This window comes from Parasedimentitalea maritima (genome assembly GCF_005771405.1).
In the GTDB taxonomy this organism is placed as follows: Bacteria; Pseudomonadota; Alphaproteobacteria; order Rhodobacterales; family Rhodobacteraceae; genus Parasedimentitalea; species Parasedimentitalea maritima.
In genome coordinates this window covers 13853-37580 of the sequence record NZ_VAUA01000001.1, presented here as the reverse complement: position 1 = coordinate 37580, position 23728 = coordinate 13853, and the positions used below count along the sequence as shown (strand labels likewise).

Annotated in this window: 21 protein-coding genes; 9 read left to right on the top strand and 12 right to left on the bottom strand. The window is 53.5% G+C overall.

The window, feature by feature from the left end; all coding sequences use genetic code 11:
• Positions 1 to 166: 166 nt before the first annotated feature.
• Positions 167 to 994: a 2,3,4,5-tetrahydropyridine-2,6-dicarboxylate N-succinyltransferase gene (dapD, locus tag FEE96_RS00175; protein WP_138160923.1), complete on the top strand. Its 828-nt coding sequence runs from the start codon at positions 167 to 169 to the stop codon at positions 992 to 994.
• Between the two features lie 137 nt (positions 995 to 1131).
• On the opposite strand, the gene hutU is transcribed toward dapD, so the two are convergent.
• Genes hutU through hutI form a run of 4 tightly spaced genes read right to left on the bottom strand, consistent with a single transcriptional unit; the run spans position 1132 to position 6309 of the window.
• Positions 1132 to 2799 (bottom strand): urocanate hydratase, encoded by a 1668-nt coding sequence (gene hutU, locus FEE96_RS00170; protein ID WP_138160921.1) that lies wholly within the window; start codon positions 2797 to 2799, stop codon positions 1132 to 1134.
• Positions 2796 to 3578, bottom strand: a complete 783-nt coding sequence (gene hutG / locus FEE96_RS00165) for an N-formylglutamate deformylase (RefSeq protein WP_138160919.1) — start codon at positions 3576 to 3578, stop codon at positions 2796 to 2798. Before hutG ends, hutU begins: the two co-directional genes overlap by 4 nt.
• Positions 3575 to 5098 carry a histidine ammonia-lyase gene (gene hutH / locus FEE96_RS00160; protein WP_138160917.1) on the bottom strand — a complete coding sequence of 508 codons (1524 nt, stop codon included), beginning with the start codon at positions 5096 to 5098 and terminating at the stop codon, positions 3575 to 3577. Before hutH ends, hutG begins: the two co-directional genes overlap by 4 nt.
• On the bottom strand, positions 5095 to 6309 hold the full coding sequence (gene hutI / locus FEE96_RS00155; RefSeq protein WP_138160915.1) for an imidazolonepropionase: 1215 nt from the start codon (positions 6307 to 6309) through the stop codon (positions 5095 to 5097). The genes hutH and hutI overlap by 4 nt, the downstream gene beginning before the upstream one ends.
• Before the next feature lie 74 nt (positions 6310 to 6383).
• Here hutI and FEE96_RS00150 point away from each other — a divergent pair, with 74 nt between their 5' ends.
• Positions 6384 to 7751: a formimidoylglutamate deiminase gene (locus FEE96_RS00150; protein ID WP_138160913.1), complete on the top strand. Its 1368-nt coding sequence runs from the start codon at positions 6384 to 6386 to the stop codon at positions 7749 to 7751.
• On the opposite strand, the gene FEE96_RS00145 is transcribed toward FEE96_RS00150, so the two are convergent.
• Entirely contained in the window at positions 7748 to 8281 is a 534-nt protein-coding gene (locus tag FEE96_RS00145; protein WP_171021575.1) for a HutD/Ves family protein, read from the bottom strand. The two genes, FEE96_RS00150 and FEE96_RS00145, sit on opposite strands and share 4 nt — an antisense overlap.
• Positions 8282 to 8359: 78 nt before the next feature.
• Here FEE96_RS00145 and FEE96_RS00140 point away from each other — a divergent pair, with 78 nt between their 5' ends.
• Positions 8360 to 9061 carry a histidine utilization transcriptional repressor HutC gene (locus FEE96_RS00140; RefSeq protein WP_138160909.1) on the top strand — a complete coding sequence of 234 codons (702 nt, stop codon included), beginning with the start codon at positions 8360 to 8362 and terminating at the stop codon, positions 9059 to 9061.
• Between the two features lie 4 nt (positions 9062 to 9065).
• On the opposite strand, the gene FEE96_RS00135 is transcribed toward FEE96_RS00140, so the two are convergent.
• Positions 9066 to 10640, bottom strand: coding sequence for a choice-of-anchor L domain-containing protein (locus FEE96_RS00135; RefSeq protein ID WP_138160907.1), 1575 nt, complete (start codon positions 10638 to 10640; stop codon positions 9066 to 9068).
• 156 nt (positions 10641 to 10796) lie between these two features.
• On the opposite strand from FEE96_RS00135, the gene FEE96_RS00130 reads away from it, so the two are divergent.
• Positions 10797 to 11144: a hypothetical protein gene (locus tag FEE96_RS00130; protein ID WP_138161628.1), complete on the top strand. Its 348-nt coding sequence runs from the start codon at positions 10797 to 10799 to the stop codon at positions 11142 to 11144.
• Positions 11145 to 11159: 15 nt separating this feature from the next.
• Here FEE96_RS00130 and FEE96_RS00125 read toward each other — a convergent pair whose 3' ends face one another.
• A complete protein-coding gene (locus FEE96_RS00125) occupies positions 11160 to 12251 on the bottom strand; it encodes a transporter substrate-binding domain-containing protein (RefSeq protein WP_138160905.1) in 1092 nt (363 codons plus the stop codon).
• A gap of 252 nt (positions 12252 to 12503) precedes the next feature.
• Between FEE96_RS00125 and dapE the strand changes: the two genes are divergently transcribed.
• The 3 genes from dapE to rnr are packed head-to-tail and all read left to right on the top strand — an operon-like array spanning position 12504 to position 16558.
• Positions 12504 to 13649 carry a succinyl-diaminopimelate desuccinylase gene (gene dapE, locus FEE96_RS00120; protein ID WP_138160903.1) on the top strand — a complete coding sequence of 382 codons (1146 nt, stop codon included), beginning with the start codon at positions 12504 to 12506 and terminating at the stop codon, positions 13647 to 13649.
• Positions 13650 to 13660: 11 nt separating this feature from the next.
• On the top strand, positions 13661 to 14266 hold the full coding sequence (locus tag FEE96_RS00115) for a TIGR04282 family arsenosugar biosynthesis glycosyltransferase (RefSeq protein WP_138160901.1): 606 nt from the start codon (positions 13661 to 13663) through the stop codon (positions 14264 to 14266).
• 30 nt (positions 14267 to 14296) lie between these two features.
• Positions 14297 to 16558, top strand: a complete 2262-nt coding sequence (gene rnr / locus FEE96_RS00110) for a ribonuclease R (protein ID WP_138160899.1) — start codon at positions 14297 to 14299, stop codon at positions 16556 to 16558.
• Between the two features lie 30 nt (positions 16559 to 16588).
• Here rnr and FEE96_RS00105 read toward each other — a convergent pair whose 3' ends face one another.
• On the bottom strand, positions 16589 to 17005 hold the full coding sequence (locus tag FEE96_RS00105; RefSeq protein ID WP_138160897.1) for a DUF1801 domain-containing protein: 417 nt from the start codon (positions 17003 to 17005) through the stop codon (positions 16589 to 16591).
• Positions 17002 to 17703, bottom strand: coding sequence for a glutathione S-transferase family protein (locus tag FEE96_RS00100; protein ID WP_138160895.1), 702 nt, complete (start codon positions 17701 to 17703; stop codon positions 17002 to 17004). The genes FEE96_RS00105 and FEE96_RS00100 overlap by 4 nt, the downstream gene beginning before the upstream one ends.
• Before the next feature lie 84 nt (positions 17704 to 17787).
• Between FEE96_RS00100 and FEE96_RS00095 the strand changes: the two genes are divergently transcribed.
• Together FEE96_RS00095 and FEE96_RS00090 are read left to right on the top strand one after the other, a co-directional pair.
• On the top strand, positions 17788 to 18537 hold the full coding sequence (locus FEE96_RS00095; RefSeq protein WP_138160893.1) for a helix-turn-helix transcriptional regulator: 750 nt from the start codon (positions 17788 to 17790) through the stop codon (positions 18535 to 18537).
• Positions 18538 to 18619: 82 nt separating this feature from the next.
• Entirely contained in the window at positions 18620 to 19924 is a 1305-nt protein-coding gene (locus FEE96_RS00090; protein ID WP_246079228.1) for a lytic murein transglycosylase, read from the top strand.
• Between the two features lie 102 nt (positions 19925 to 20026).
• Here FEE96_RS00090 and FEE96_RS00085 read toward each other — a convergent pair whose 3' ends face one another.
• The 3 genes from FEE96_RS00085 to FEE96_RS00075 all read right to left on the bottom strand — a co-directional run bounded on the left by FEE96_RS00085 (position 20027) and on the right by FEE96_RS00075 (position 23670).
• Complete coding sequence (locus tag FEE96_RS00085; RefSeq protein WP_138160889.1) at positions 20027 to 21202, bottom strand: ABC transporter permease; 1176 nt, start codon at positions 21200 to 21202, stop codon at positions 20027 to 20029.
• A gap of 5 nt (positions 21203 to 21207) precedes the next feature.
• Positions 21208 to 22479, bottom strand: coding sequence for an ABC transporter permease (locus tag FEE96_RS00080; protein ID WP_138160887.1), 1272 nt, complete (start codon positions 22477 to 22479; stop codon positions 21208 to 21210).
• Between the two features lie 87 nt (positions 22480 to 22566).
• A complete protein-coding gene (locus FEE96_RS00075; protein ID WP_138160885.1) occupies positions 22567 to 23670 on the bottom strand; it encodes an extracellular solute-binding protein in 1104 nt (367 codons plus the stop codon).
• Positions 23671 to 23728: the final 58 nt, after the last annotated feature.

Sequence of the window (23728 nt, the reverse complement as noted above, 5' to 3'; positions counted from 1 at the left end):
CAGACCGTCGCAGCTATGTCGACGCCAAACGTAAACCAACTCCTTAAACCTGAGGGAAGGCGCTATTTGTCGCCCAACAACGCCACTTTCGGCGCAATCCGGCAATGACCTCCCCCACAATTGCCGCTATGAAAGCCCAAACCATTCTGTTTTCGGAGCTAATCACATGTCCAACACCCAGCTGGAAACCGCAATCGAAGCCGCTTGGGAGGCACGCGATAGCATTTCTCCTGCAACAATCGGAGAGACCCGGGAGGCCATCGAGGATACGCTGAATGCACTCGACAGTGGCAGCCTGCGTGTTGCTGAAAAAATGGAAAACGGCGACTGGCACGTAAACCAATGGGCCAAAAAAGCGGTTCTGCTCGGCTTTCGCATCAAGGATATGGAGATGCAATCCGGTGGCCCGCAGGGCAGCAGCTGGTGGGACAAAGTGGACAGCAAATTTGCGGGTTGGGGTGAAAACCAATGGAAAGCCGCCGGCTTTCGTGCAGTCCCCAACGCCATTGTTCGGAAATCTGCCTTTGTTGCACCTGGCGTTGTGCTGATGCCTTCGTTTGTGAACCTCGGCGCCTATGTCGATGAAGGCACCATGGTAGACACCTGGGCCACCGTTGGTTCCTGTGCTCAGATCGGTAAAAACGTGCACCTCTCTGGCGGTGTTGGCATTGGTGGCGTGTTGGAGCCTATGCAGGCAGGCCCAACCATCATCGAAGACAATTGCTTTATCGGTGCGCGTTCTGAAGTGGTCGAAGGCTGCATCGTGCGTGAAGGCGCGGTGCTGGGCATGGGCGTCTACATTGGCCAGTCGACAAAGATCGTTGATCGTGAAACCGGCGAAGTCATGTATGGCGAAGTCCCGCCTTATTCAGTCGTGGTATCCGGCTCGATGCCGTCTAAAAATGGTATCAACCTGTACTGCGCTGTGATTGTGAAAACCGTCGATGCAAAGACGCGTTCCAAGACTGGCATCAATGAATTGCTACGTGACTAATTCTTTGACCTGCGGCGGCTGGGGCTCTGCCCCAGACCCCAGGATATTGTCGGCTAGATGAAGCAAGGATCCTGCATTCATCTAGCTATAAATATCCCGGGGGAGCTGCTTGCAGCGGGAGCAGAGCCCCCGACTGGTTAGAGAATACCCGGTAGGTTCAGCCCATGCTCACGGGCGTGATCCTTGGCTATGTCGTATCCTGCATCCGCATGGCGCATGACACCTGTAGCTGGATCATTCCATAGCACGCGACCTACGCGGCGGTCGGCATCTTCAGTCCCATCACAACATATTACCACACCCGAGTGTTGCGAGAAGCCCATACCAACGCCACCCCCGTGGTGAAGTGAAACCCAGGTGGCGCCTGATGCGGTGTTCAGCAACGCATTTAGCAGCGGCCAGTCAGATACGGCGTCTGACCCATCCATCATAGATTCGGTTTCACGGTTGGGTGAGGCTACAGACCCCGAATCTAGGTGATCGCGACCAATCACTACCGGCGCGGACAACTCACCAGTGCGCACCATTTCATTGAAAGCCAGCCCCGCCTTATGACGATCCCCAAGACCAATCCAGCAGATCCGTGCTGGCAGGCCTTGAAACGCGATACGATCCTGCGCCATGTCGAGCCAGTTATGCAGATCTTTGTTATCCGGAAACAGCTCTTTCATTTTAGCGTCAGTCTTGCGGATATCTTCTGGATCCCCTGACAGAGCTACCCAACGAAACGGGCCAATTCCGCGGCAAAACAGTGGTCGGATGTATGCAGGAACAAAGCCTGGGAAATCAAAAGCGTTTTCCAAACCTTCCTCTAGCGCCATCTGCCTGATATTATTGCCATAGTCGACGGTCGGAATGCCGCGAGCATGAAACTCGCACATCGCTTCAACCTGCACCTTCATGCTGGCACGAGCGGCTTTTTCCACCCCTTTGGGATCACTTTCGCGACGGGTTTTCCATTCTCCCATGGTCCAGCCCAGTGGCAAATAGCCATTTACCGGGTCATGTGCCGAAGTTTGATCTGTCACGATATCTGGGCGCACACCGCGTTTGACCAGTTCAGGGAAAATCTCGGCAGCGTTGCCCAAAAGGCCGACCGACTTAGCTTCACCTGCTGCGGTCCAGCGGTCGATCATTTCTAGAGCTTCATCGAGCGTTTCTGCCTTTTCGTCCAGGTACTTGGTACGCAGACGGAAGTCGATGCTGTCGGGATTACACTCCACCGCGAGACAACTTGCCCCGGCCATCACGGCTGCCAAAGGCTGTGCGCCACCCATACCACCGAGACCGCCGGTAAGAACCCACTTGCCGGTCAGGTCACCGTTGTAGTGCTGACGGCCCGCTTCTGCAAAAGTTTCATAAGTACCCTGCACGATGCCCTGGGTACCGATGTAGATCCATGACCCTGCGGTCATTTGACCGTACATCATCAAACCCTTTTTATCGAGCTCATTGAAGTGATCCCAATTGGCCCAGTGTGGCACCAGATTTGAATTCGCGATAAGCACCCGTGGCGCGTCTTTGTGAGTTTGAAAGACCCCAACCGGCTTACCGGATTGGACCAGTAGGGTTTGATCGTCCTCCAGTGATTTCAAGCTGTCGACAATCATGTCGAAATCTTTCCAGGTGCGCGCTGCGCGGCCAATACCGCCATAGACAACCAGCTCGTGCGGGTTTTCTGCAACGTCTGGATGTAGATTGTTCATCAGCATCCGCATTGGTGCCTCGGTCATCCAAGACTTGGCCGTGATTTCGGTGCCAGTTGGTGGATAGATGTCGCGAGTGTTTTTGCGGGGATCGCTCATGTCGGTCTCCAGTTTTTCAGGTCAGTGAGAATGTCGGTGAGATGGGTGCGCAGAGTGCCAGCCCTGTCAGGAATCATAGTCCAGGGAGATGTCTCGGCGCAGTACGTGGCCTGTGCAAGTTCCATCTGGATAGCATGTTGCCCCTTGGCTGGATGGCCGTAGTGACGTGTGGTCCAGCCGCCCTTAAAGCGGCCATTCTGGATGCTGGAATAGCCCGATGCTGCGGTACACCTATTTGCAACCAGCGTCTCGATTGCGCCATCGCATGTCGCGCCCAAGTTGGTGCCAATATTGAAATCTGGCAACCGCCCCTGAAACAGAAAAGGGATGTCGCCACGGATCGAATGACAGTCATACAGAATGACAAATCCATGGATCGCCTTGACCCGTTCCAGCTCACCCTGCAAAGCCGCGTGATACGGCGTATGATAAAGATCACGGCGCCGCGAAATTTCTGTTGCAGTTGGTTCAGCACCAGATTGATAAATTGACTGGCCATCAAAGTCAGTGAGCGGGCACAACGTAGTCGTATTCTGTCCGGGATACAGGGACTCTCCTGCCGGGTCACGGTTTACATCGATCACGTAGCGGTGGATGGGGGTACGTACACTGGTGATATCGGCAACCAGCCCTGCATACAGGTCATGGATATGCCAATCAGTGTCAGCAAGCGCCTGCCCGGTCTCGTTCAACCCATCCCAAATTTCAGGCGGCACCTCGGTTCCTGTGTGAGGCAGGCCCAGCACCACTGGGCTATTACCTTGGATCGTTTCGATCATGCGGCGACCTCCAACCCGGCAGCTGTTGCCACCTTTCCATCGCGCACCATTGTGCTGGCGGTTTCGATGTCCGGAGCCAAATACCGATCTTCTCCAAGTGTCGGGACTTGGCTCCGCAACATGGCAATCACATCATTCAGTTTTGTTGATGTGGCCAGAGGTGCACGGGCCTCGACCCCTTGCGCAGCGCAAAGGAATTCAACGCCTAATATCACCGATAGATTGTCATTCATGCGTCCTAGCCTCAGCGCACCATGGGCGGCCATCGACACATGGTCCTCTTGGTTGGCCGAGGTGGGCGTGCTGTCGGTAACACACGGGTTGGCGAGATGCTTGTTCTCGCTCATCAATGCAGCGGTGGTGACTTCAGCAATCATAAACCCAGAATTGAGACCTGGATTCGGTGTTAGAAATGGCGGTAGGTCGTAGCTGAGAGTTGGGTCAACCATGAGAGCCACCCGGCGTTGGGCGATTGCACCAATCTCTGCCAGAGCCAGTGCAATCTGGTCAGCAGCAAAACCCACATATTCCGCATGGAAATTTCCGCCCGAGACAATGCGGCCTTCATTGACCAAAACGAGCGGGTTATCGGTCACTGCGTTGGCTTCGATTTCGAGTGTACTGGCGGCCATTCGCAACACATCTAATGCAGCGCCCAGCACCTGTGGCTGACAACGAATGCAATATGGGTCCTGTACCCGAGTGTCATCTTCGCGGTGACTTTCGCGGATCTCAGATCCTTCCATAACTGTTCGCATTTCGCGAGCAACGTCGATTTGACCAGCATGTCCACGCAGCGAATGAATATCAGCCAGCAGCGGCGCAGTTGAACCCATAATCGCGTCAGTACTAAGCGCGGCAATAACCATTGAGGCCTCGGCCATACGCCAGCCATCGAACAGCCCAGCAAGGGCGCACGCTGTCGAAAATTGGGTGCCGTTGATCAGGCCCAAACCTTCTTTTGGACCCAGAACTATTGGCTCTAAACCTGCCTTTTCCAAGGCCTCTTGGCTGGTCATGCGAATGCCTTCATAGGCGGCCTCGCCCGCGCCAATCATTGCCGCCGCCATATGTGCCAGTGGCGCCAAGTCGCCCGAAGCCCCAACTGACCCCTGTGAGGGAACCACTGGAATGACCCCATGCGCCAGCATCTGTTCAATCTGCTCTATTACTAACCACCGAACGCCGGAAGCGCCGCGCCCCATCGACAGCAGCTTGAGCGTCATCATCAACCGCACCTTGTCTTCGGGCAGCGGGTCGCCAACACCACAGCAATGCGACAGGATCAAATTCCGCTGCAGTGTGGTCGTATCTTCGGGCGCGATCTTTTTGCTGGCCAGCTTTCCAAAACCGGTGTTGATGCCATAAACTGCATCTTCCCCAGCCGCCGCGCTTGCGACCATTTGTGCAGCGGCTTCAACAGCCGGGCGTGCGCTGTCGTGCAGTTGTGCCGGAGTTTGATTACGGTAGATGTCTTTAAGCGTGGCAAGAGTTACCGCGCCGGGCATTAACGAGATCATATTTCACCTTTATGGATACGTGCGTAGAGCGGATTAAAGCCAATCCGATAAGCGAGCTCTGCGGGGGTTTTGACATCCCAGACCGCCAAATCAGCCTGCAATCCCGGCGCAACTTGGCCCCGGTTTGCCATGCCCAGGGCACGAGCGGCATTGCGGGTTACACCAGCCAATGCCTCTGCCGGGGTCATGCGGAACAAGGTGCACCCCATATTCATTGCCAATAGCAGAGAGGTCATCGGCGAAGAGCCGGGGTTGCAATCGGTTGCCAATGCCATTGGCACACCGTGGCTGCGAAAGTGTTCAATTGGTGGGGCCTGCGTTTCACGCAGGGTGTAAAAGGCGCCGGGCAGTATCACTGCAACAGAGCCAGAGGCCGCCATTGCCTCTGCATCTTGTTCATTGGCGTATTCTACATGGTCAACGGACAGCGCACCATATCGGGCAGCCAGTAGGGTACCGCCCTGATGGCTTAGCTGTTCTGCGTGCAACTTGACTGGCAGGTCCAATTCCTGCGCCACCTTGAATACCCGCTCGATCTGTTCCGGGCCAAAGGCGATACCTTCGCAAAATCCGTCAACAGCATCTACCAGCCCCTCTGCATGTGCAGCGCGTAGGGCTGGAATGCAGACCTCGCTGATATAGTCATCATCGCGACCTTTGTATTCGGCGGGGGCCGCGTGGGCCCCAAGAAACGTGGTTTTGATGGTCACGGGACGCAGCTTGGCCAATTGACGGGCTGCTCGCAGCATTGTCAGTTCGGTCTCGTGGTCCAGACCATATCCGGATTTCACTTCTACCACAGTGCCCCCTTCAGCGATCAAGGCGTCGAGACGCTGCAATGCTGAGGCCACCAAGTCATCTAATGTCGCAGAGCGTGTGGCCGAAACGGTAGAGACAATACCACCGCCTGCCCGCGCCACTTCTTCGTAGCTGGCTCCGTTCAGGCGCATTTCGAATTCTTGGGCCCGGTCGCCCCCAAACACCACATGGGTGTGGCAATCGATTAAACCAGGCGTGACCAATCGACCGCCCATATCCTGTACCGTCCAACTGGCGTAGGTTTCGGGCAAATCAGCCGCAACACCAACCCATTGGATTTTTCCACCGGCAATAACCACTGCTCCCGCAGGTATCATTCCGTACGGCTCGGCTTCTGGTACCATCGTGGCCACGTTTACATTGGCCAGAACATACTGGGATGTTTCTTTCATTCCGCCCTCGCAAATCTCTTGATGAGGGGAAGGTATGAGATTAACATCATTATGTCTATACATAAGAGGGTCACATGCAGACTATATTCGCCAAACGCGCCTGTACTCCTGACGGCTGGGTTCACGACTTGCGGCTGACCCACGATATGGGGCAGATCACTGCACTGCAGATGGACACAACTGCGCAGCCAGGGGATATGCTTGTCGAAACCCTGCTGCCCTCGCTTGGAAACCTGCATTCACATAGTTTTCAGCGTGCGATGGCAGGGATGACCGAGGTTCGAGCCGCTGGAAAGGATAGTTTCTGGACTTGGCGGAAGTTGATGTACCAATTTGTGGAGCATGTAACGCCGGAACAATACCAAGCTATAGCTGCCTTGGTGTTTATGGAGATGCAGGAAGCTGGTTATGCTTCTGTCGGCGAGTTTCACTATGTGCACCACCAACCCGGTGGGACACGGTATAGTTCGATTAGTGAGCTGAGCCAGAGAGTCTTTGCCGCTGCCAGCGAAACAGGGATTGGTCTAACCCATCTGCCAGTTCTCTATAGCTATGGCGGTGCGGGTGAGGCCGATTTGGGTGGCGGTCAAAAGAGATTTGGCAACACCGTTGACGAGTATAGCAATCTGGTAACTGAGGCCCGGCAACTTGCAACCTCCCTCCTACCCGCCGATACCCGAGTGGGTATCGCACCTCATTCTCTTCGTGCCACTTGCCCCAATGATCTAAAAGAGGTTTTGGCGCTTCAACTTGGCAACCCTGCACACATCCACATCGCGGAGCAGCCCAAAGAAGTTGCTGATGTTGAGGCTTGGCTAGGTGCAAGGCCAGTGGAATGGCTGTTACAGAATGCACCGGTTGACGACACATGGTGCTTGATCCACGCGACCCATATGACCAACGCAGAAACCCAAGATATGGCGCAGTCTGGCGCTGTGGCTGGCTTGTGTCCAATCACCGAAGCCAACCTGGGTGACGGCCCATTCAACGGCGTTGAATATCTGGCTCACGGCGGTTCCTTTGGCATTGGTTCGGATTCAAATGTACGGATTTCGCTGCCTGAAGAGCTGCGAATGCTGGAGTATTCACAGCGGTTACGTGAACTCAGCCGTAATGTAATCATCCCCGGCGAGGGGTCGGTGGGTGAAACCCTTTATCTGGGCGCGGCTGTCGGAGGCGCCCAGGCACTCGGCCGCAAGGCTGGACAGATCGAGGTGGGCGCATTGGCAGATCTGGTCGCAATTGACAGCACCACTCCTTCACTATGCGCGCTGCGCGACGATCAGATTCTCGATGGTCTATGCTTTGCCGCCGGGGATAAACTTGTCACCGATCTATGGTCTGCGGGGCGCCACCAAGTGCAGAGCGGACGTCATGTATCGCGCGAGGCCATTGTCGCCAAATATCGTCAGGCTATCCACAGCTTGCTATCGGCAATTTAGGTCTGCGCGAAACAGATATGCAGCACCACCCCGCCATCGGATATTTCACCGGTGGCGGGACCGTTCAATACCAATCCTTGAAACTTGGAAAAACACCCAGCTGCACCAAGGTCCATCTCTCCCGCCAAGACGAATAGGGCGTGCTCTCCGACATCCACAGTCATGGTGCCTGTGGTGTGTAGATGAGCTGTTGCCTGAACCCGTCTGGGGTCGAAAATTACGTTAAAGGCCCGACATGGACCATCTGCCAACTGCGCCTCAAGCTTAAGGCCCCCATCAAACGACACAGGCTGAAATGGCTTAACCAAGAGGGTATTGCCATCACCAGAAAGACAAAGCCCCTGTCCCGCTACTATCGTGTGGATTCGGCACAGACCTGGAAAGATCGAAAATGGGCCGTCTTTTTCGATATTCGCCAAGCTTAGACGCCAAATTAATTCACCCGCCTCGACACGCTGGCCCAACTCATGAGTAGTTCCACCACCGTTTTTCCACTGTACCGCTGCAGATTGGTTGATAGATAAGCGCATAGGGGTTCCTTTACATTCCCGCTTTAATGCAGACATAATGTCATTAAGCCAGAGCTAATTCCAGTGATAGGGCAACCAGTGACACAACGAAAGAAAACCGGATTTCAGGATGTCCGCAACGAGGTTCTGCGGCGCATTGAAGACCGGCACTGGCCGCAGGGTGCGTTGTTGCCAACCGAACTGGAACTGGCAGCAGAGTTTGGCTGTGCCCGCGCCACCGTGAACAGGGCGCTGCGTGAATTGGCTGATCGCGGCATAATTGATCGCAAACGCAAAAGCGGTACGCGGGTGGCTATGACGCCTGTCAAGCAAGCCAAACTGGATATCGCAGTGGTCCGGCAGCAGATCGAAGAAATCAATGCGACCTACCGTTACGCATTGGTGATGAGACAGCAAATTACCGCTCCAGCCTGGCTAGCCTCGCAGGTCGGCTTGCAGGCTGATGCACAGGTTCTGCATTTGCATTGCATGCACTATGCTGACAACAGACCGTTCCAATTCGAAGAACGCTGGATCAACATCGCTGCCGTTCCTGAGGTGGGTGAAGCCGATTTCAAAGCGGTTGGCCCAAATGAATGGTTGCTTTCAGAAATGCCGTTTTCAAACGCTGAAATTACCTTTCTGGCCATTGCTGCAAACGACCAGATGTCGGAATTTTTAACTTGCCCTCCGGGCGCACCACTATTCCAAATGGAACGCACCACGTGGTTTCAGCAACAACCGGTCACTTTTGTAAGAATGACTTTTCATCCCGGTTATAGGATGAGCACACAATACTGATTACTTAGTGCAACAACAACCGACTTTCATGTGACTTCAATGCTGGACGCGCAGAGGGGCCGTACCCCTGCCATTTTTCAATTAGATCTATGACTTCAGCCCGTGTTTCAGGGTCAAAAGCATCCAGCGTTTCAGCACCAGGATGGTAGCTTTCACTCTCTAACCCGTTACCGCAGATGATCTCATGTTGATCAAAAAGCAAATGCACATAAACCACAGGCTTGCCATCGGCCTGCACGCGAATCGAACAGTCATTGACCAGGTGCTTGGCTTTGATCAGGACTTCGGACTGACCAAACAAAAGCTCCGCACGTTCTGACGCAATCATCACCCGGTGGTTGGGAGACAAGGCGATACAATGATGATTGCCCAGCGCACCTGCGGCAAAAACGACTGGAGCATCGGCGCCTTCGGCGCGGCGGGGACTACGGCCAATCCAACGTAACGGTTGCGCTCCGTGATCGCGTGTCTCAACCAGGCAACCAGGCTCCAGCTCTTCAACTGCTATTGGCCCTTCAACGGTATCAATCAAAGTGCCCGCGACAAAACATGCCGCCCCTGGCAGGCTTGTGTCGGTTGTAACTTCAACAATACCAACATCTGTATTTCCCAAGTCATCTGCAACCGTATAGGTAAATGTGTTGGTTTCATCGACATCTGTGTCGTTGGAAATTGCCAACGTACCATCAGCATTCAAGGTGACCTCTTCGCCCGTTGGCAGGACCAAAGTATCACCAGCAGATACAGGCTGGCCGTTGATATGGGTGATGGTTAATGACGCACCTCCTTCGTTGATATCATTGCCCAAGATATCCAAGGTTTCTGATCCGTCTCCGGAAATGGTTAGGTCATCATCCAATGCAATAAGTTCGACCTGTACGGAATCCCCTGCAATCAACAAGTTAGAATCATACACGCCATCGCCAGCATCTGCTATGCCGATACGAATTGTGTTTTCCTCACCCGCAATAACAGGTGCCTTGAGGGTCATTGTAATAGTGAACCCGTCCATCTCGGTATTGTAAGGATCGTCAGAAGCAGCATTGTTGACATAGAGGTTTTGATTCGAACTATCGTTAATATTGTCGATGGAAATATCACCGTCGCCAATGGTCAACTCCGCCTGCACGCCATTGACCCAGATACCAACAACGTCATTATATCCAGAGTCCACATATTCCAGATACTCCTCAGACGAGAAGGTAATCTGCATCGTCAGGACCGAGCCTTCAGGTACAAAAGTGGCATCAAACACTGCAGCATCAAACGTTTCCATGCCCGCTAACGCGTCCAGCTCACTGGTTCCATCCAAATGATTGTTGGTTGATGTATCGGCGCGTAAATTCGCATCTCCGGAACTATTGGTAATATCAGCAGCATTGCCGGTAGACAAAATGACACCAGTGTCAGATGGCGTGATACCTGACGCCACTGTATCGCCATTGCTATAAATTCCCGAGGCAGACTGCGCGCCTGAATAGCTAGCGTCGACGATAGAAACACCATTGCCGAACATGGAATTAGCCATGTCCATTGCAGTAGCTGTGGTATCAATTGGGAGCTCTGAAGCGATGGCCATAACAAAATCCTGATTTAATGCTTTGACCCAATTCCTAGACTACAAAAGTTTCATATTAGAAAATTACCCAACCAGTTCTGCACATTGGACCGTGCTTCGCAGACCTTTTGGGGACCCTAGTTGACCAAGGCCCCAGTACAGGGGTATGGCAGCGGCATGGAAAAGAAGAAAATATCCCGCCAGCAGGTCTATACGCTTGTCGTTCAAATCGGACGCAAAGAGGGCGACGGGCTGCCCAAAGACGCCACTGGTGCGGCTCTTATGATCTATGCCTCGGGCATCGATGAAGCCGAAGCCGTGCGTGAAACAGTTGCTATTCTAAAGCAAGCTGACACCGCACCGCTGGATGTCACTGGATATGGCACCTTAGCCGAACGTGAAGCCGAGGGGCATGAAATCGAGACCGAAGAACGCGAACTGATGCAGCGGGCCCTGGAAGAGAATTCAGTGATTGTTGCGCAGATGACCCCGTTCTTTGGTGACGAAGACAACACTGTCCATTAAACGCTTGGCACCGGCTTAGTTGCGAGACCCAAACCAGTGACGATAGATGGAATCATATGTTCCGTCTTCGCGCAGCGCCAACAAGGCGCGGTTGACATCTTCGACCAAGGGCGAGCCTTCCGGGAAAACAATGCCATAATTTTCTTTGAGGAACACCGCACCAACTGTGCGACCAAACTGACTGCCCTGATGAGAGCTGTAATGGCTGAGAATCGGTGCATCAAAGACCACCACTCGAATGTTACCTGTCTCAAAGGCATCCAACAGCTCAGTCAGCCCGTCGTAGCTGTTATAGTCAATTTCACGTCTATCCAGAAATCCAGCGGCTGTTGAACCGTGGATTGTGCCCACTCGTTTTCCGTACAGGTCATTCACAGAATTGACGCTTCCATTGATGGCATCAACGGTCATCACTGCTGTGATCTTGGCTACAAAAACAGACACCACAAACAGCGACGAAACTACGAGTATCACACCAAACATACGGCCAATCGGAGTACGCGGGACCCGTTCCTCAAAGCCACCATTAACCACTAGGTTCAACGCCCACCAAAACGATGGGAACCAAGCCTCTTTCAGCGGTCTATCAAAGTAAGGTTGAGCCCTTCGTTCAAATCCCCACATCAGCATGCCACCACCGAGCAACAACACAAATGCGATTCCAATGGCTGCTGCTAAGTCCCAGGACAATAGCGCCTTAAGAAGCGACGGCTCACGCACATCCTCCGCCTGCACCATCATCTGTAGACCACTTTCAAAAATGGGATGGCTAAAATCCATCTCCGTTTCGCGGGCTGCGGTGATGGAGATATTCGCGATTGCCAGATCAGCCTGTCCGCTACGCACCAGATCGAGCATATCGGAAAACCCCTCCTGCCGACTGATGCTGTAGTTCCAGTTCAGACGCTTGGAAAGTGCCTCGAGCAGCTCCATTGAAAAACCAGTATCACCGCCGCTTTCAATCATGGAAAACGGTGGTCGGGTGACGGTAGCAACCGTCAAGTTCTGCGCTGTCAGGGGCTGGCCCCAAGTCAGTAGCAGAATACAGAAATAGGCAATGGATCGGAGCAAGGGGCCATTCAGATCATGGGAATATGTGGTTACCATTTTTCTTAGGCTGAACACCTTCGTCAAGCAAGCGTCTCGAACTTGTCCAACTTACAGTCCAACCTTGACTGTGACACCAAAAGCCCGCTGTACAATATTTGGTGCGTCAGTGTGTTGCTGGGCCTGCGGTGCGGATCAGTCCTAAAAACTATTTATGCGCAAGATCTGCGGTGATCGCTTCTGAGTTGGTGAATTGCACCATATCTGATTTCGCGCTACGCCAAGACATTACAGATTTACCGGAGCCTACAGATGTCCCTGACCGACCCCGCCCGCCTGACCGCTGAACTCATTCGCTGCCCCTCGGTCACCCCAGTTGAAGGCGGTGCATTGGTGCTGCTGGAAGAGCTTTTAGGCAAGGCTGGTTTCGTCTGCACCCGTACCGACCGAGGTGAAGTCAGCAACCTGTTTGCCCGCTGGGGCGATAAAGGGCACCCCCGCACTTTTGGTTTTAACGGCCACACCGATGTGGTGCCTTTGGGTGACGAGTCGGCCTGGACCATGCCACCGTTTGGCGCAGAGGAAAAAGACGGATTCATGTATGGCCGCGGGGCTACTGACATGAAATCGGGGGTCGCTGCATTTGCTGCTGCAGCAATTGATTTTGTACAGTCCACGCCACCTGAAGGCGCCGTGATCCTGACCATTACAGGTGATGAGGAAGGCGAATCGATAGATGGCACCACCGCATTGCTGGACTATATGGCCACAGAGAGCGAAGCGATGACCGCCTGTCTGGTCGGAGAGCCCACATGTCCCGACAAAATGGGTGAAACGATCAAGATTGGCCGCCGCGGTTCGCTCACTGCCCGGTTTACAGTTATTGGAATACAGGGTCATTCGGCATATCCCCATCGCGCCAATAACCCGCTAAACGCCATGGTACGGCTTATGGACCAGTTAGCCAGCCACGAATTGGACAAGGGCACTGATCACTTTGACGCGTCAACATTGGCAGTTGTCACCATCGACACCGGCAATACAGCAACCAACGTGATTCCTGCGCAGGTGACCTCTGCCGTGAATATCCGTTTCAATGACGCACATTCCGGTGCGAGTTTGACCCAATGGCTTCAACAAGAAACTGCCAAAATTGCCACTGAATTTGACTTGCAGATCAATGTAGATGTCAAAGTTTCTGGCGAAAGCTTTATTACCCCGCCCGGCCCGTTGTCGGACCTTGTGGCCGCAGCCGTTGAAGCCGAATGTGGAGTGAAACCCACCCTATCAACCACCGGCGGCACCTCGGATGCACGGTTCGTGAAAAACCACTGTCCCGTTGTAGAATTTGGACTGGTTGGGCGCACCATGCACCAAGTGGATGAACGCGTTGAAGTGGCCCAAATTCACCAGCTAAAAGCAGTATACAGTCGAATTTTGACAGACTTTTTCTCGTAGAGGCAATTTGGTTGCCCCGTACTTTGGTGATCATGCTTAAACTGCCACAAGCTGGTCGGGTGAAAACCCGACTGGGACGGGACTTAGGCATGGTGGGCGCTGCCTGGTGGTTCCGCCATCAATCTGCGCGTCTGCTTCGGCGCCTGCACGACCCACGCTGGCGCATTGTTCTTGCGGTGGCTCCAGATTGTGCTGTGCACTCACCGGTCTGGCCCACAGAGCTTCCCCGACTGGCCCAAGGCCGTGGCGATCTTGGGCAGCGCATGGCACGGATGTTACGCAGTGCAAATGCGGGCTTACCCGGTGGCCCCACTTGTTTAATTGGTGCTGATATCCCCGGCATCACGCAGTCCCATATTGCCCGCGCTTTTGACAGTTTGGGTGACCACGATGCAGTGTTTGGACCAGCGCTGGATGGCGGATATTGGCTGGTGGGCATGAAGTATCCGCGCCGCCAGCCACCGGGCCTGTTTGCCGATGTCCGTTGGTCAAGTGAGCACGCATTGAATGACACCCTAACCACCCTGCCAGGATATCGCATTGCACTGATAGATCGCTTGCGTGACGTTGATACTATCGAAGATCTGCCACAAACCACCCGGCATTTTAGCCGATGACCTTATCCGCTTGCTATGTTAGGCGGGAGTATGAGCCGTATACCTTCCAAGGCTGAAATTCTCGACTGGATTTCAGCGAACCCGACCCTCACCTCGAAACGCGACATTGCCAAAGCCTTTGGTATCAAGGGGTCTGACCGCATTGATCTAAAGCGAGCTTTGAAAGAGCTAGAGGCTGAAGGCCATCTTGAAAAGCGCAAGAAAAGCTATGGTGATCCGGACCGGTTGCCGCCTGTTTCCGTGCTGCTGGTGAAAGCCCCCGATGCCGATGGCGATCTGTTTGCACAGCCACTGGAATGGCACGGTGAAGGGGTCGAACCCATTGTACTCGTGCTGCCGCGCGCCAGTGATCCGGCATTGGGGGAAGGCGACCGCATTCTGGCGCGCCTCACCGTAGTGCAAGGAGGCGACCATAACTACGAAGCCCGGCTCATCCGCCGCATTGGGTCCAACCCCAAACGCGTGCTGGGGATCTTCCGCAAGCGATCGGAAGGTGGCCGCATTGTGCCCATCGATAAATCCGCTTCAAATGAATGGATCGTGGCTGATGACGCCACCCATGGTGCCCGTGACGGTGAACTGGTCGAGGCAGAACAAGCGGGCCCCAAGGGCCGTATGGGTCTCCCCCGCGCCCGAGTTGTTGACCGCCTAGGTGACCCATCTGCGCCCAAGGCAGTCTCACTGATTGCTATCCATCAACACGGCATCCCTGACGCGTTTCCCGATGCCGTTGTTGCTGAGGCTGACGCGGCCAAGCCTATGCCCTTAAAGGGCCGTGAAGACCTTCGTGACATGCCATTGGTCACCATCGATCCCTCAGATGCGCGCGACCATGACGACGCATGTTATGCGCACGCAGATGATGACCCCAAGAACCCCGGTGGTCATGTGGTCTGGGTCGCTATTGCAGATGTGGCTGCCTATGTGCGCCCAGGAACTGCATTGGATCGCGAGGCCCGCAAACGCGGCAACTCCAGCTATTTCCCCGACCGTGTTGTACCCATGCTGCCGGATCGACTTTCGGGGGATCTCTGTTCCTTACACGAAGGTGTCCCGCGTCCTTGTATTGCCGTCCGGATGCAATTGGATGCCGAAGGGAACAAGATTGCGCACAAATTTGTCCGTGGGTTAATGCGATCCGTTGCTTCGCTGCATTACGGCGAAGTGCAAGAGGCCATGGATGGCGCACCAAATGACCGAACAAGGCCACTTCTGCAAGATGTCATCAAACCGCTATACGCAGCCTATGCAGCCCTAAAAGCGGCCCGCGCGGCCCGTCAGCCGCTGGAACTAAACTTGCCCGAACGTAAGATTATTCTCGGGCAGAATGGAGCTGTCAAATCGGTCAACTTCCGCGAGCGGTTGGATGCGCACCGGCTGATCGAAGAATTCATGATCTTGGCGAATGTCGCTGCCGCTGAAACACTGATTGCCAAACGTGCACCACAGTTGTTCCGGGTCCACGAAGAACCGTCCCCGGAGAAACTAGATGCCTTGCGTGAAACCGCTGCGGCTGCAGGACTTACTCTGGCCAAAGGACAGGTTCTGCAAACGCGGCATCTGAACGCTCTTCTAAATGCCGCCGCTGGTACTGATGAAGCCGAGCTGATTAATATATCTACGTTACGGTCCATGACCCAAGCCTATTACGGTATCGAAAACTTCGGACACTTCGGACTGGCGCTGCGCAACTATGCGCATTTCACGTCACCAATCCGCCGCTACGCAGATTTGATCGTACATCGGGCACTGGTTACCTCACATGGATGGGGTAAAGATGGGTTAGATCCAGCTGAAGTCGATAGACTGGAACAGACTGCCACCCATATTTCTGACACCGAGAGACGGTCGATGATGGCCGAAAGAGATACCACAGATCGGTATCTGGCGGCCTTTTTATCCGAGCGCGTTGGCAACGAATTCACCGGTAGAATCAATGGCATCGCTCGTTTTGGTGTTTTTGTGAAGCTTGATGAAACCGGTGCCGACGGGTTGATTCCCGTACGTAGTCTGGGCCGTGAGTTCTTTCATTTTGACGCAGATGCGGGCACCCTGATGGGGTCCGATACCGGGTTGATCATTGCCATCGGCCAGCAAGTAACAGTCCGGCTAACCGAGGCCACTCCGGTGACCGGAGGCTTGCAACTTGAATTGCTGACCCTTGATGACAAACCCCTGCCCCGCAGCCGTCGAACAAGTCCGGCAGGGCGCTCAGGTGGGAAGCGTAAGGCGAGTAAGATCAAACGGAAAACTGACAAGATCAAACGCAAGGTCGTACGAAAAAAGCGCTGACATGGTAGGGTGCGTGCTAGCACGCACCATCTATCCTTTTGCGGCAGGACGAAGGTGGTAGGTCAAAGCCCGTTTAATCAGCCACCCATGCCGCAGGCTTTCTATCTCGCTGGCGTGATCAAATAGTATTGCCCGAGTTCCTTCTACACGATCCCAAGCTGGAAACGTTGTCAGATACTCGGGAATCAGCCGGCTTTGGCAATGTACGAACAATCCAAACCGAGCGCCCTTAGGTACGCCCAGCCGGATTGTAGACCCCGATTTGGTTTCGGGCGTCAGGTATGCAGGCTGTCCCCAACGCAACGCCTCCTCGATCCGACCCGCTTCTAGTAGGTCAGTAGCGGTTTCAAAAATCAGATCACGCAGTGCCAACAACCCCTGGCGCGCCTCAGTGTCACCAAGATCAAACGCGTCTTCAATCTTGGCACTGGGAAAAGGATACTTCATGGCAAAGGAACGGCCTCTTGGAACACCCGGTTAATATAACCGCTCAATTTTGGATCGCCACTGACACGGCGAACAATATCTGTTTCGACCATCGTTGTTTGCAGAGCCTGCAGCATTGAAGCGACACTGAAATCGGCACTTGTAATCTGACTGCCAAACAGGAAGCCACGGTCCTTCAACAGTGACGTCACGGCTTGCAAGTCCTGATCCAATCGCGCCAAGCGCTCACCGTCGCTAAACCGACCTGTACCCTGAAACGCCAGCCCGTTACGGACAGACCGGCGGATTGAGTTCGTTACCGGCCGACGGATTAACGCAGGTATTTCTTTGAAATATGTATCCCTAATGGTCGGCCAAACTGCGTCGTTTAACCAACGGTCTTGAACGACATGGAAGTACAAGTTGTCTTCAGCAAATCTAATAAGGAATTGAGATTGAGCCTTTTCACGCACTGACAGCCCGTGATCAAAATCCGTTCCCAATTTTTCGAGATACTTACGAATTTCGACACTGTCTGCAACCAATCCTGCTGGAGTTTTCAGAACGGGTAGCTTGCGATGAGGCATTTTACGCGGATCATTCAAATCTTCCCGTTGCCAAGCTTTTTTCGAATAGGCCAAAAGCAGTGCTGCTTTAACGCAGAATGGGCTGAGGCTAAAAACATCGCCATTTCGAGGATAGGTTAGAAGGGTCAGCATGTATCATTTCCTATTTTGATTTCTGCCCTTCACCTAACGGGCGCTAATGACAGTTACTGTCATTAGGTGTAGTCAATATGAGTCATGTCCAGAACTCATCGCCTCTTCCAACTCATGCAAGCCCTGCGCCAAGGCCCCGGCCCCAAAACCGCTGCCGGCCTTGGTTTTGAAATGGGTGTGTCCGCCCGCAGTATTCATCGTGATATCGCAACCCTTCGTGAAATGGGTGCTGTGATTGATGGTGCCGCCGGATATGGTTTTACACTCATTGAAGACAATGCCCTGCCACCTATGGGCTTTCGTGATACCGAACTTGAGGCCCTGGTGCTTGGATTGCGTGAAGTGCAACAGATCGGCGACCCCGATCTGGCCGAAGCAGCAGGTGAGGCACTACGTAAGTTGCAAGGCAGGTTACCACCACGCCAGGCACATCGCTTGCGTCATTCTGTATTGGCCGCCCATCGGTTTCAGCGTCCCGAAGCACCTAAAATCAAGGTCGCGGATCTGCGAGACGCCACTTGGGAAGAGTTGGAGGTTCAGTTCGACTATACCGACGCAAATGGAGCCTCTACATGTCGTCAGGTAAAGCCTTTGGGTTTGATCTATTTTGACCGCTCAACCGTGTTGATCGCTTGGTGCAAATTGAGGAAAGATTTTCGAATTTTTCGGTTAGACCGGATGTCGGAACTGCAGGTCACCACTCAAAGCTTCCGCCCACATCGGGTGGCTATGTTACGTGATGCCCTGGCCAAAATTCGAGCGGAAAGGCAGGCGGCGCAAACCTCCGCTCCCCCCCCTTCAAAAACGGCGGAACCCCGCGCGACTGAAGACTGACCTCTTTTTCGGCGGAGCCAGAGCGCTTACATTTCTCACGAGCAGAAAAATGAGGTGCAGAATGCACATATGGACGTTGACCATGTTTGTTGCGTTAGCCGGAACTGGTGCTGTGGCGGACGCACCCGAAGTTTCTTTGCCTCCTGAGAGTCGACCAATCGCTTTTTTCGAAGAGCAACCCGACACCCGGCTCGCCCTCGTATCTGCTATGCGCCCAAAAACCCGTCCCGATATAAATTCGGCTAAATCAAGCAGTGGTATGTCTTCAAATCACGATTTTCAGAACTGGCTTGTTGAGTTCCGTAAACGCGCGACAGCTCAGGGCATTTCTCCTGCTACCCTGGATCGAGCCTTTGAAGGAGTAGTTTACGATCCTGAAGTAGTCCGGCGTGACCAAAATCAGTCTGAATTCACCAAAACAATCTGGCAGTATCTCGACAGCGCCGTTTCGGACAAACGAATTGCAAGCGGAATTACCAAACTACAAAATCTGAGCAGACGTTTGGAAGATATTGAAGCCATGTATGGAGTAGACAAAGAGGTATTGCTTGCGGTTTGGGGAATGGAGAGTTCTTACGGTACCTATCGTGGCGACATGGACGTGGTGCGTTCCTTGTCAACTCTGGCCTTTGACGGCCGCCGGGGCCGTTTCTTCGAAAGCCAGTTGATTGCAGCTCTTGAAATTCTTCAGTCCGGAGACATCCCACCGCGTCAGATGACCGGAAGCTGGGCTGGAGCGATGGGTCACACTCAGTTTATTCCCACTTCATATTTGGCCTATGCTGTTGATTTCACAGGTGATGGCAAACGCAACATTTGGTCAGATGACCCAACGGATGCCCTTGCTTCAACAGCAGCTTACCTAGCGCGGTTCGGCTGGGCTCAGGGGCAACCGTGGGGCGTTGAGGTAATCCTACCTAAAGATTTCAACTACGGCCTAGCCAACCGTTCAATTACCAAGGATCCAGTGGATTGGGCATTGCTAGGTGTAAAGGACATCGACGGCCAACTGGTGCCAAGCCATGGCCAAGCGGCTATTCTGTTACCTGCTGGCGGTTCTGGCGCTGCCTTCATGATCTTCAAAAACTTCTCGGTGATTGAACGATACAATGCCGCCGACGCCTATGTGATTGGAGTAGGGCACCTGAGTGACCGTCTTCGGGGGGGCAAACCAATTCAAGCCCAATGGCCAACTGAGGACCGGTCGCTTACGTTTGATGAACGCCAGGAAATGCAAATGCTGCTGACTCGTCAGGGGTTCAGCACGCAAGGTGCAGACGGTAGGATCGGGCCCAATACTATTGCCGCAGTCCGTGCCTACCAAGTGGCTAACGGACTGATGCCAGATGGTTATGCCTCTCTCAGCTTATTGAAGAGGCTACGATAGTTCTGGCTCCGTAGGTCTCTGTGCTCTTTGGACAAATGGAGTAGAAAACAAAAAGGCCCCGGAGCGATCCGAGGCCTTTAGATTTGATAAGTCTAGCACAGATCAGCCAGGTGACATTCCGCGTAGGCGCTCTGAGCGGCGGCGTAGCAATTCAAGTGTGGCGAGCAGCAACACCGAAATACCCACTAGGATAGTCGCAACCGCCAGAATTGTCGGTGAGATCTGTTCCCGTAGGCCGATGAACATCTGCCATGGAAGGGTCTTTTGACCAGCTGAACCTACAAACAACACCACCACCACTTCATCGAATGAGGTGATAAAGGCAAACAGACCACCGGAAATCACACCCGGTAGGATCAAAGGCATTTGTACCCGGAAGAATGTAGTAACCGGCCCAGCACCCATATTGGCTGCAGCGCGTGTCAGCGAACGGTCAAAGCCCACCAGTGTTGCCGTAACCGTGATGATCACAAAGGGAATGCCCAAAACAGCGTGAGCCATGACCACACCCATATAGGTGCCTTGCAACCCAATACGGCTGTAGAAGAAATACATCCCAGCAGCCGAGATGATCAGTGGAACAATCATAGGCGAAATTAGAACCGCCATGATTGCGCGCCGAAACGGTACATGGGGCTGGCTAAGACCAATTGCTGCCAATGTGCCAAAAGTGACTGAAAGCAGAGTGGCCATCGGCGCGATTTTGACCGAATTCCACAGCGCGTTCTGCCAGTCCTGGTTGCTGAAGAAGTCCTGATAATGTTTCAGCGAGAAGCCAGCAGGATCAAACCGCAGCATTTCTGGGGTGAAGGTGAAGAAATCCTGAGAGTTGAAGCTAAGCGGCATAACCACCAAGATCGGTGTGATCAGGAAGACAAAAATTACGCCACATATTACACGAAACGTATAATACCACAGGACCTGACCAGCGGTCAGGTAAGGCGCGAGGTGGGCGCGATAGCGCGAAGTTGCCAGCCAGAAGATAAACCATCCGGCAAACCATCCGAAAAAGACCCCAAGCACTGCAGCAGGTAGGCCCGCGGTTGCAAACCCTGCGACCACGAAAGCTGCGGCTAAAGCCCAACGGATTTGGTTTTCCTTGTTCGTCATCATAGTGAAAGCAAAGCCCAGCAGTGCCATCAGGACTGCGCCAATAAGCATTCCCATCGGACCTGAACCTTGAGACGTTCCGATAAACAGGCCAAAGAAGGCCCCTGACCCGGCGGCTACCGCAGCAACAAATCCGGGAGTTTGGTTTTCTACAGGTGTTAGAGCCATCTGTTTTATCCCAGTTTCACATTGTCGATGCCGACAATTTTGTCATAGGCCCAGTACAGGACCAGAACCACCGCCAGCAGGATAGCACCCAACGCCGCAGCCAGACCCCAGTTGAGCGAGGACGAGATGTGGAAGGCAATCCGGTTGGAAATGAAGACACCTTTGGTACCACCGACCAATTCAGGGGTGATGTAGTACCCGATGGAAAGGATGAACACGAGGATCGAACCCGCGCCAATACCCGGTATCGATTGAGGGAAATAAACTCGCCAGAACGCAGTCCAGTTGGTCGCTCCCAGAGATTTTGCCGCACGAAGATAGGTCGGTTGAATGGTCTGCATCACCGAATACATCGGCAATATCATAAATGGCAGAAGGATATGTGTCATGGCCACAATCGTACCAAACTGGTTATTGATCATGACCAGGCGGGCGTCATCAGCAACTAACCCAAGCCAAACCAGAGTTTCATTGATCACACCCTGCTGCTGCAACATCACTTTCCAAGCGGAAGTCCGCACCAATAGCGATGTCCAAAACGGAAGAAGGACAAGGATCATCAATAAGTTTGCACTGCGAGCAGGCAGGTTTGCCAGTATCCAGGCTACGGGATAAGCTAGAACGATACAGCTAATGGTGATGACCATCGACATGAACATCGTACGCTTGAACAGCAACCAGTATATCTGCTCATCCTCAGGGCGCCACTCAGGGCCATCAGCCCCTTTTTGTAGATCTGCAGCGTTAAGGAAGTAGCCGTTTGTGAACTTGGGCGAGTAGGTCTGAATGGTGCGCCAAACGTCAGGATCGCCCCAACCTTTGTGGATTTCTAGAAATTGCTCCTTAAATGGGCCATCATTTTCGACATCCCATTTTTTGACTTTACGGCCTGCTTTACGAAACAACGACGAGATCCCCGGTGTTTCATAGTTCAGGCGTGAGCCAACACGTGTGTGTAGTTTAGCTTCTGCCGCGATCTGTAGATCAGCTGCCAAAGCAGTAAAAACTTCTTCGCCGGGGGCTTCGCCACTGTTGGCGTCCCAGTCCCTAAGTGCCACAACTGTGCGCGGCAATGTCTTAGAAACAATGTCGTTCTCAACCGACCGGAACAGCATGTCCCCAATCGGCATAATGAAAGTCAGCATAACAAACAGCAGCAGAGGTGCGATCAGCAACAATGCGCGGATTTTCTGTCGCCGCAGTGCGCGGGCCAAGCTGCGCTTCAGCGGTGTGCCATCAGCAGCCAGAACCGAACCGTTTTGAGTGGTGTCGCTCATGTCGGGGTCCCCGTCGGTTTTTTTTGGTGGGGAGGGGCCTACCTGCCGTACAGGCAAGCCCCGTCCCGATGTCAACTCAAGTGGAAATTACTTGGCCAACCATGCCTGGAATTTCGCATCCAGATCGTCACGGTTGTCTGCCCACCATTCGTAGTCATAGGTGTGCACGTTAGTCGCATTTGCTGGATCTGTTGGCATATGTGGCGCCATGTCGATACCCAGTTCCGCGTGCTTACCAACCAATGGAGCCGAAGAAGCACGAGCCGGACCGTACGAGATGTATTTGGCCTGGTCAGCCAGACGCTGAGTGTCTGTTGCGTAGTTGAGGTAGTGCAGAGCACGAGCTTTACGCTCAGGGCTCAGACCTGCTGGAATGATCCAACCGTCCAAGTCAAACGACTGCATGTCCCACAGCATTCCGATTGGCTGATCCTGCTCAGCAATCGCTGAGAACAAACGACCGTTGAAGGTCGAACCCATTACAACTTCGCCGTCAGCCAGCAGCTGTGGAGTTTCTGCGCCAGCAGTCCACCAGACAACCTGGTCTTTGATGGTGTCGAGCTTGGCCAGGCCACGTGCAACACCTTCTTTGGTGCTCAGAACATCATAAAGATCTTCTTTGGCAACGCCGTCGCAGTACAGAGCCCACTCCATGTTATCGATTGGGCGTTTTTGCAGCGAACGCTTACCTGGATAAGCATCGAGATCAAAGATGGCACAAACCGAAGTTGGAGCAGTGTCACCAACCAAATCGGTGCGGTAACCGAAAGTGGTCGAATACACGATCTGAGGAACGAAGCACTCAGAAACGATCAGGTTGCCAAAGTCTTCGGAGGCTGGGGTACCATCAGGTGCGGCAGCCAGGACTTCGTCGTGGTCGATCTCATCAGCAAGACCTTCGTCACACAGACGCATCGCATCAGATGCAACAACATCAACAACATCCCAAGTAACATTGCCAGCTTCGTTCATCGCACGAATTTTGGCCACAGCTTCTGCCGAGCTTTCATCGTTGATGATCTTTACGCCAGTTTCAGCGGTATAGGGGTCATGATAAGCGTTTTTCTGTGACGCAGAATAAGAACCACCCCAAGATACGATGGTCAGTTCATTGGCCATGTCCTCGGCCATTGCCATCGGCGCGCAAAGCGCGGTCGATGCCACTAGGGCAGACAGTTTGGTGAGTTTCATTTGGACTCTCTCCTTGTTAAATCTTGTTCGTGTATTTATTGGCTCCCGGTCATTAGTC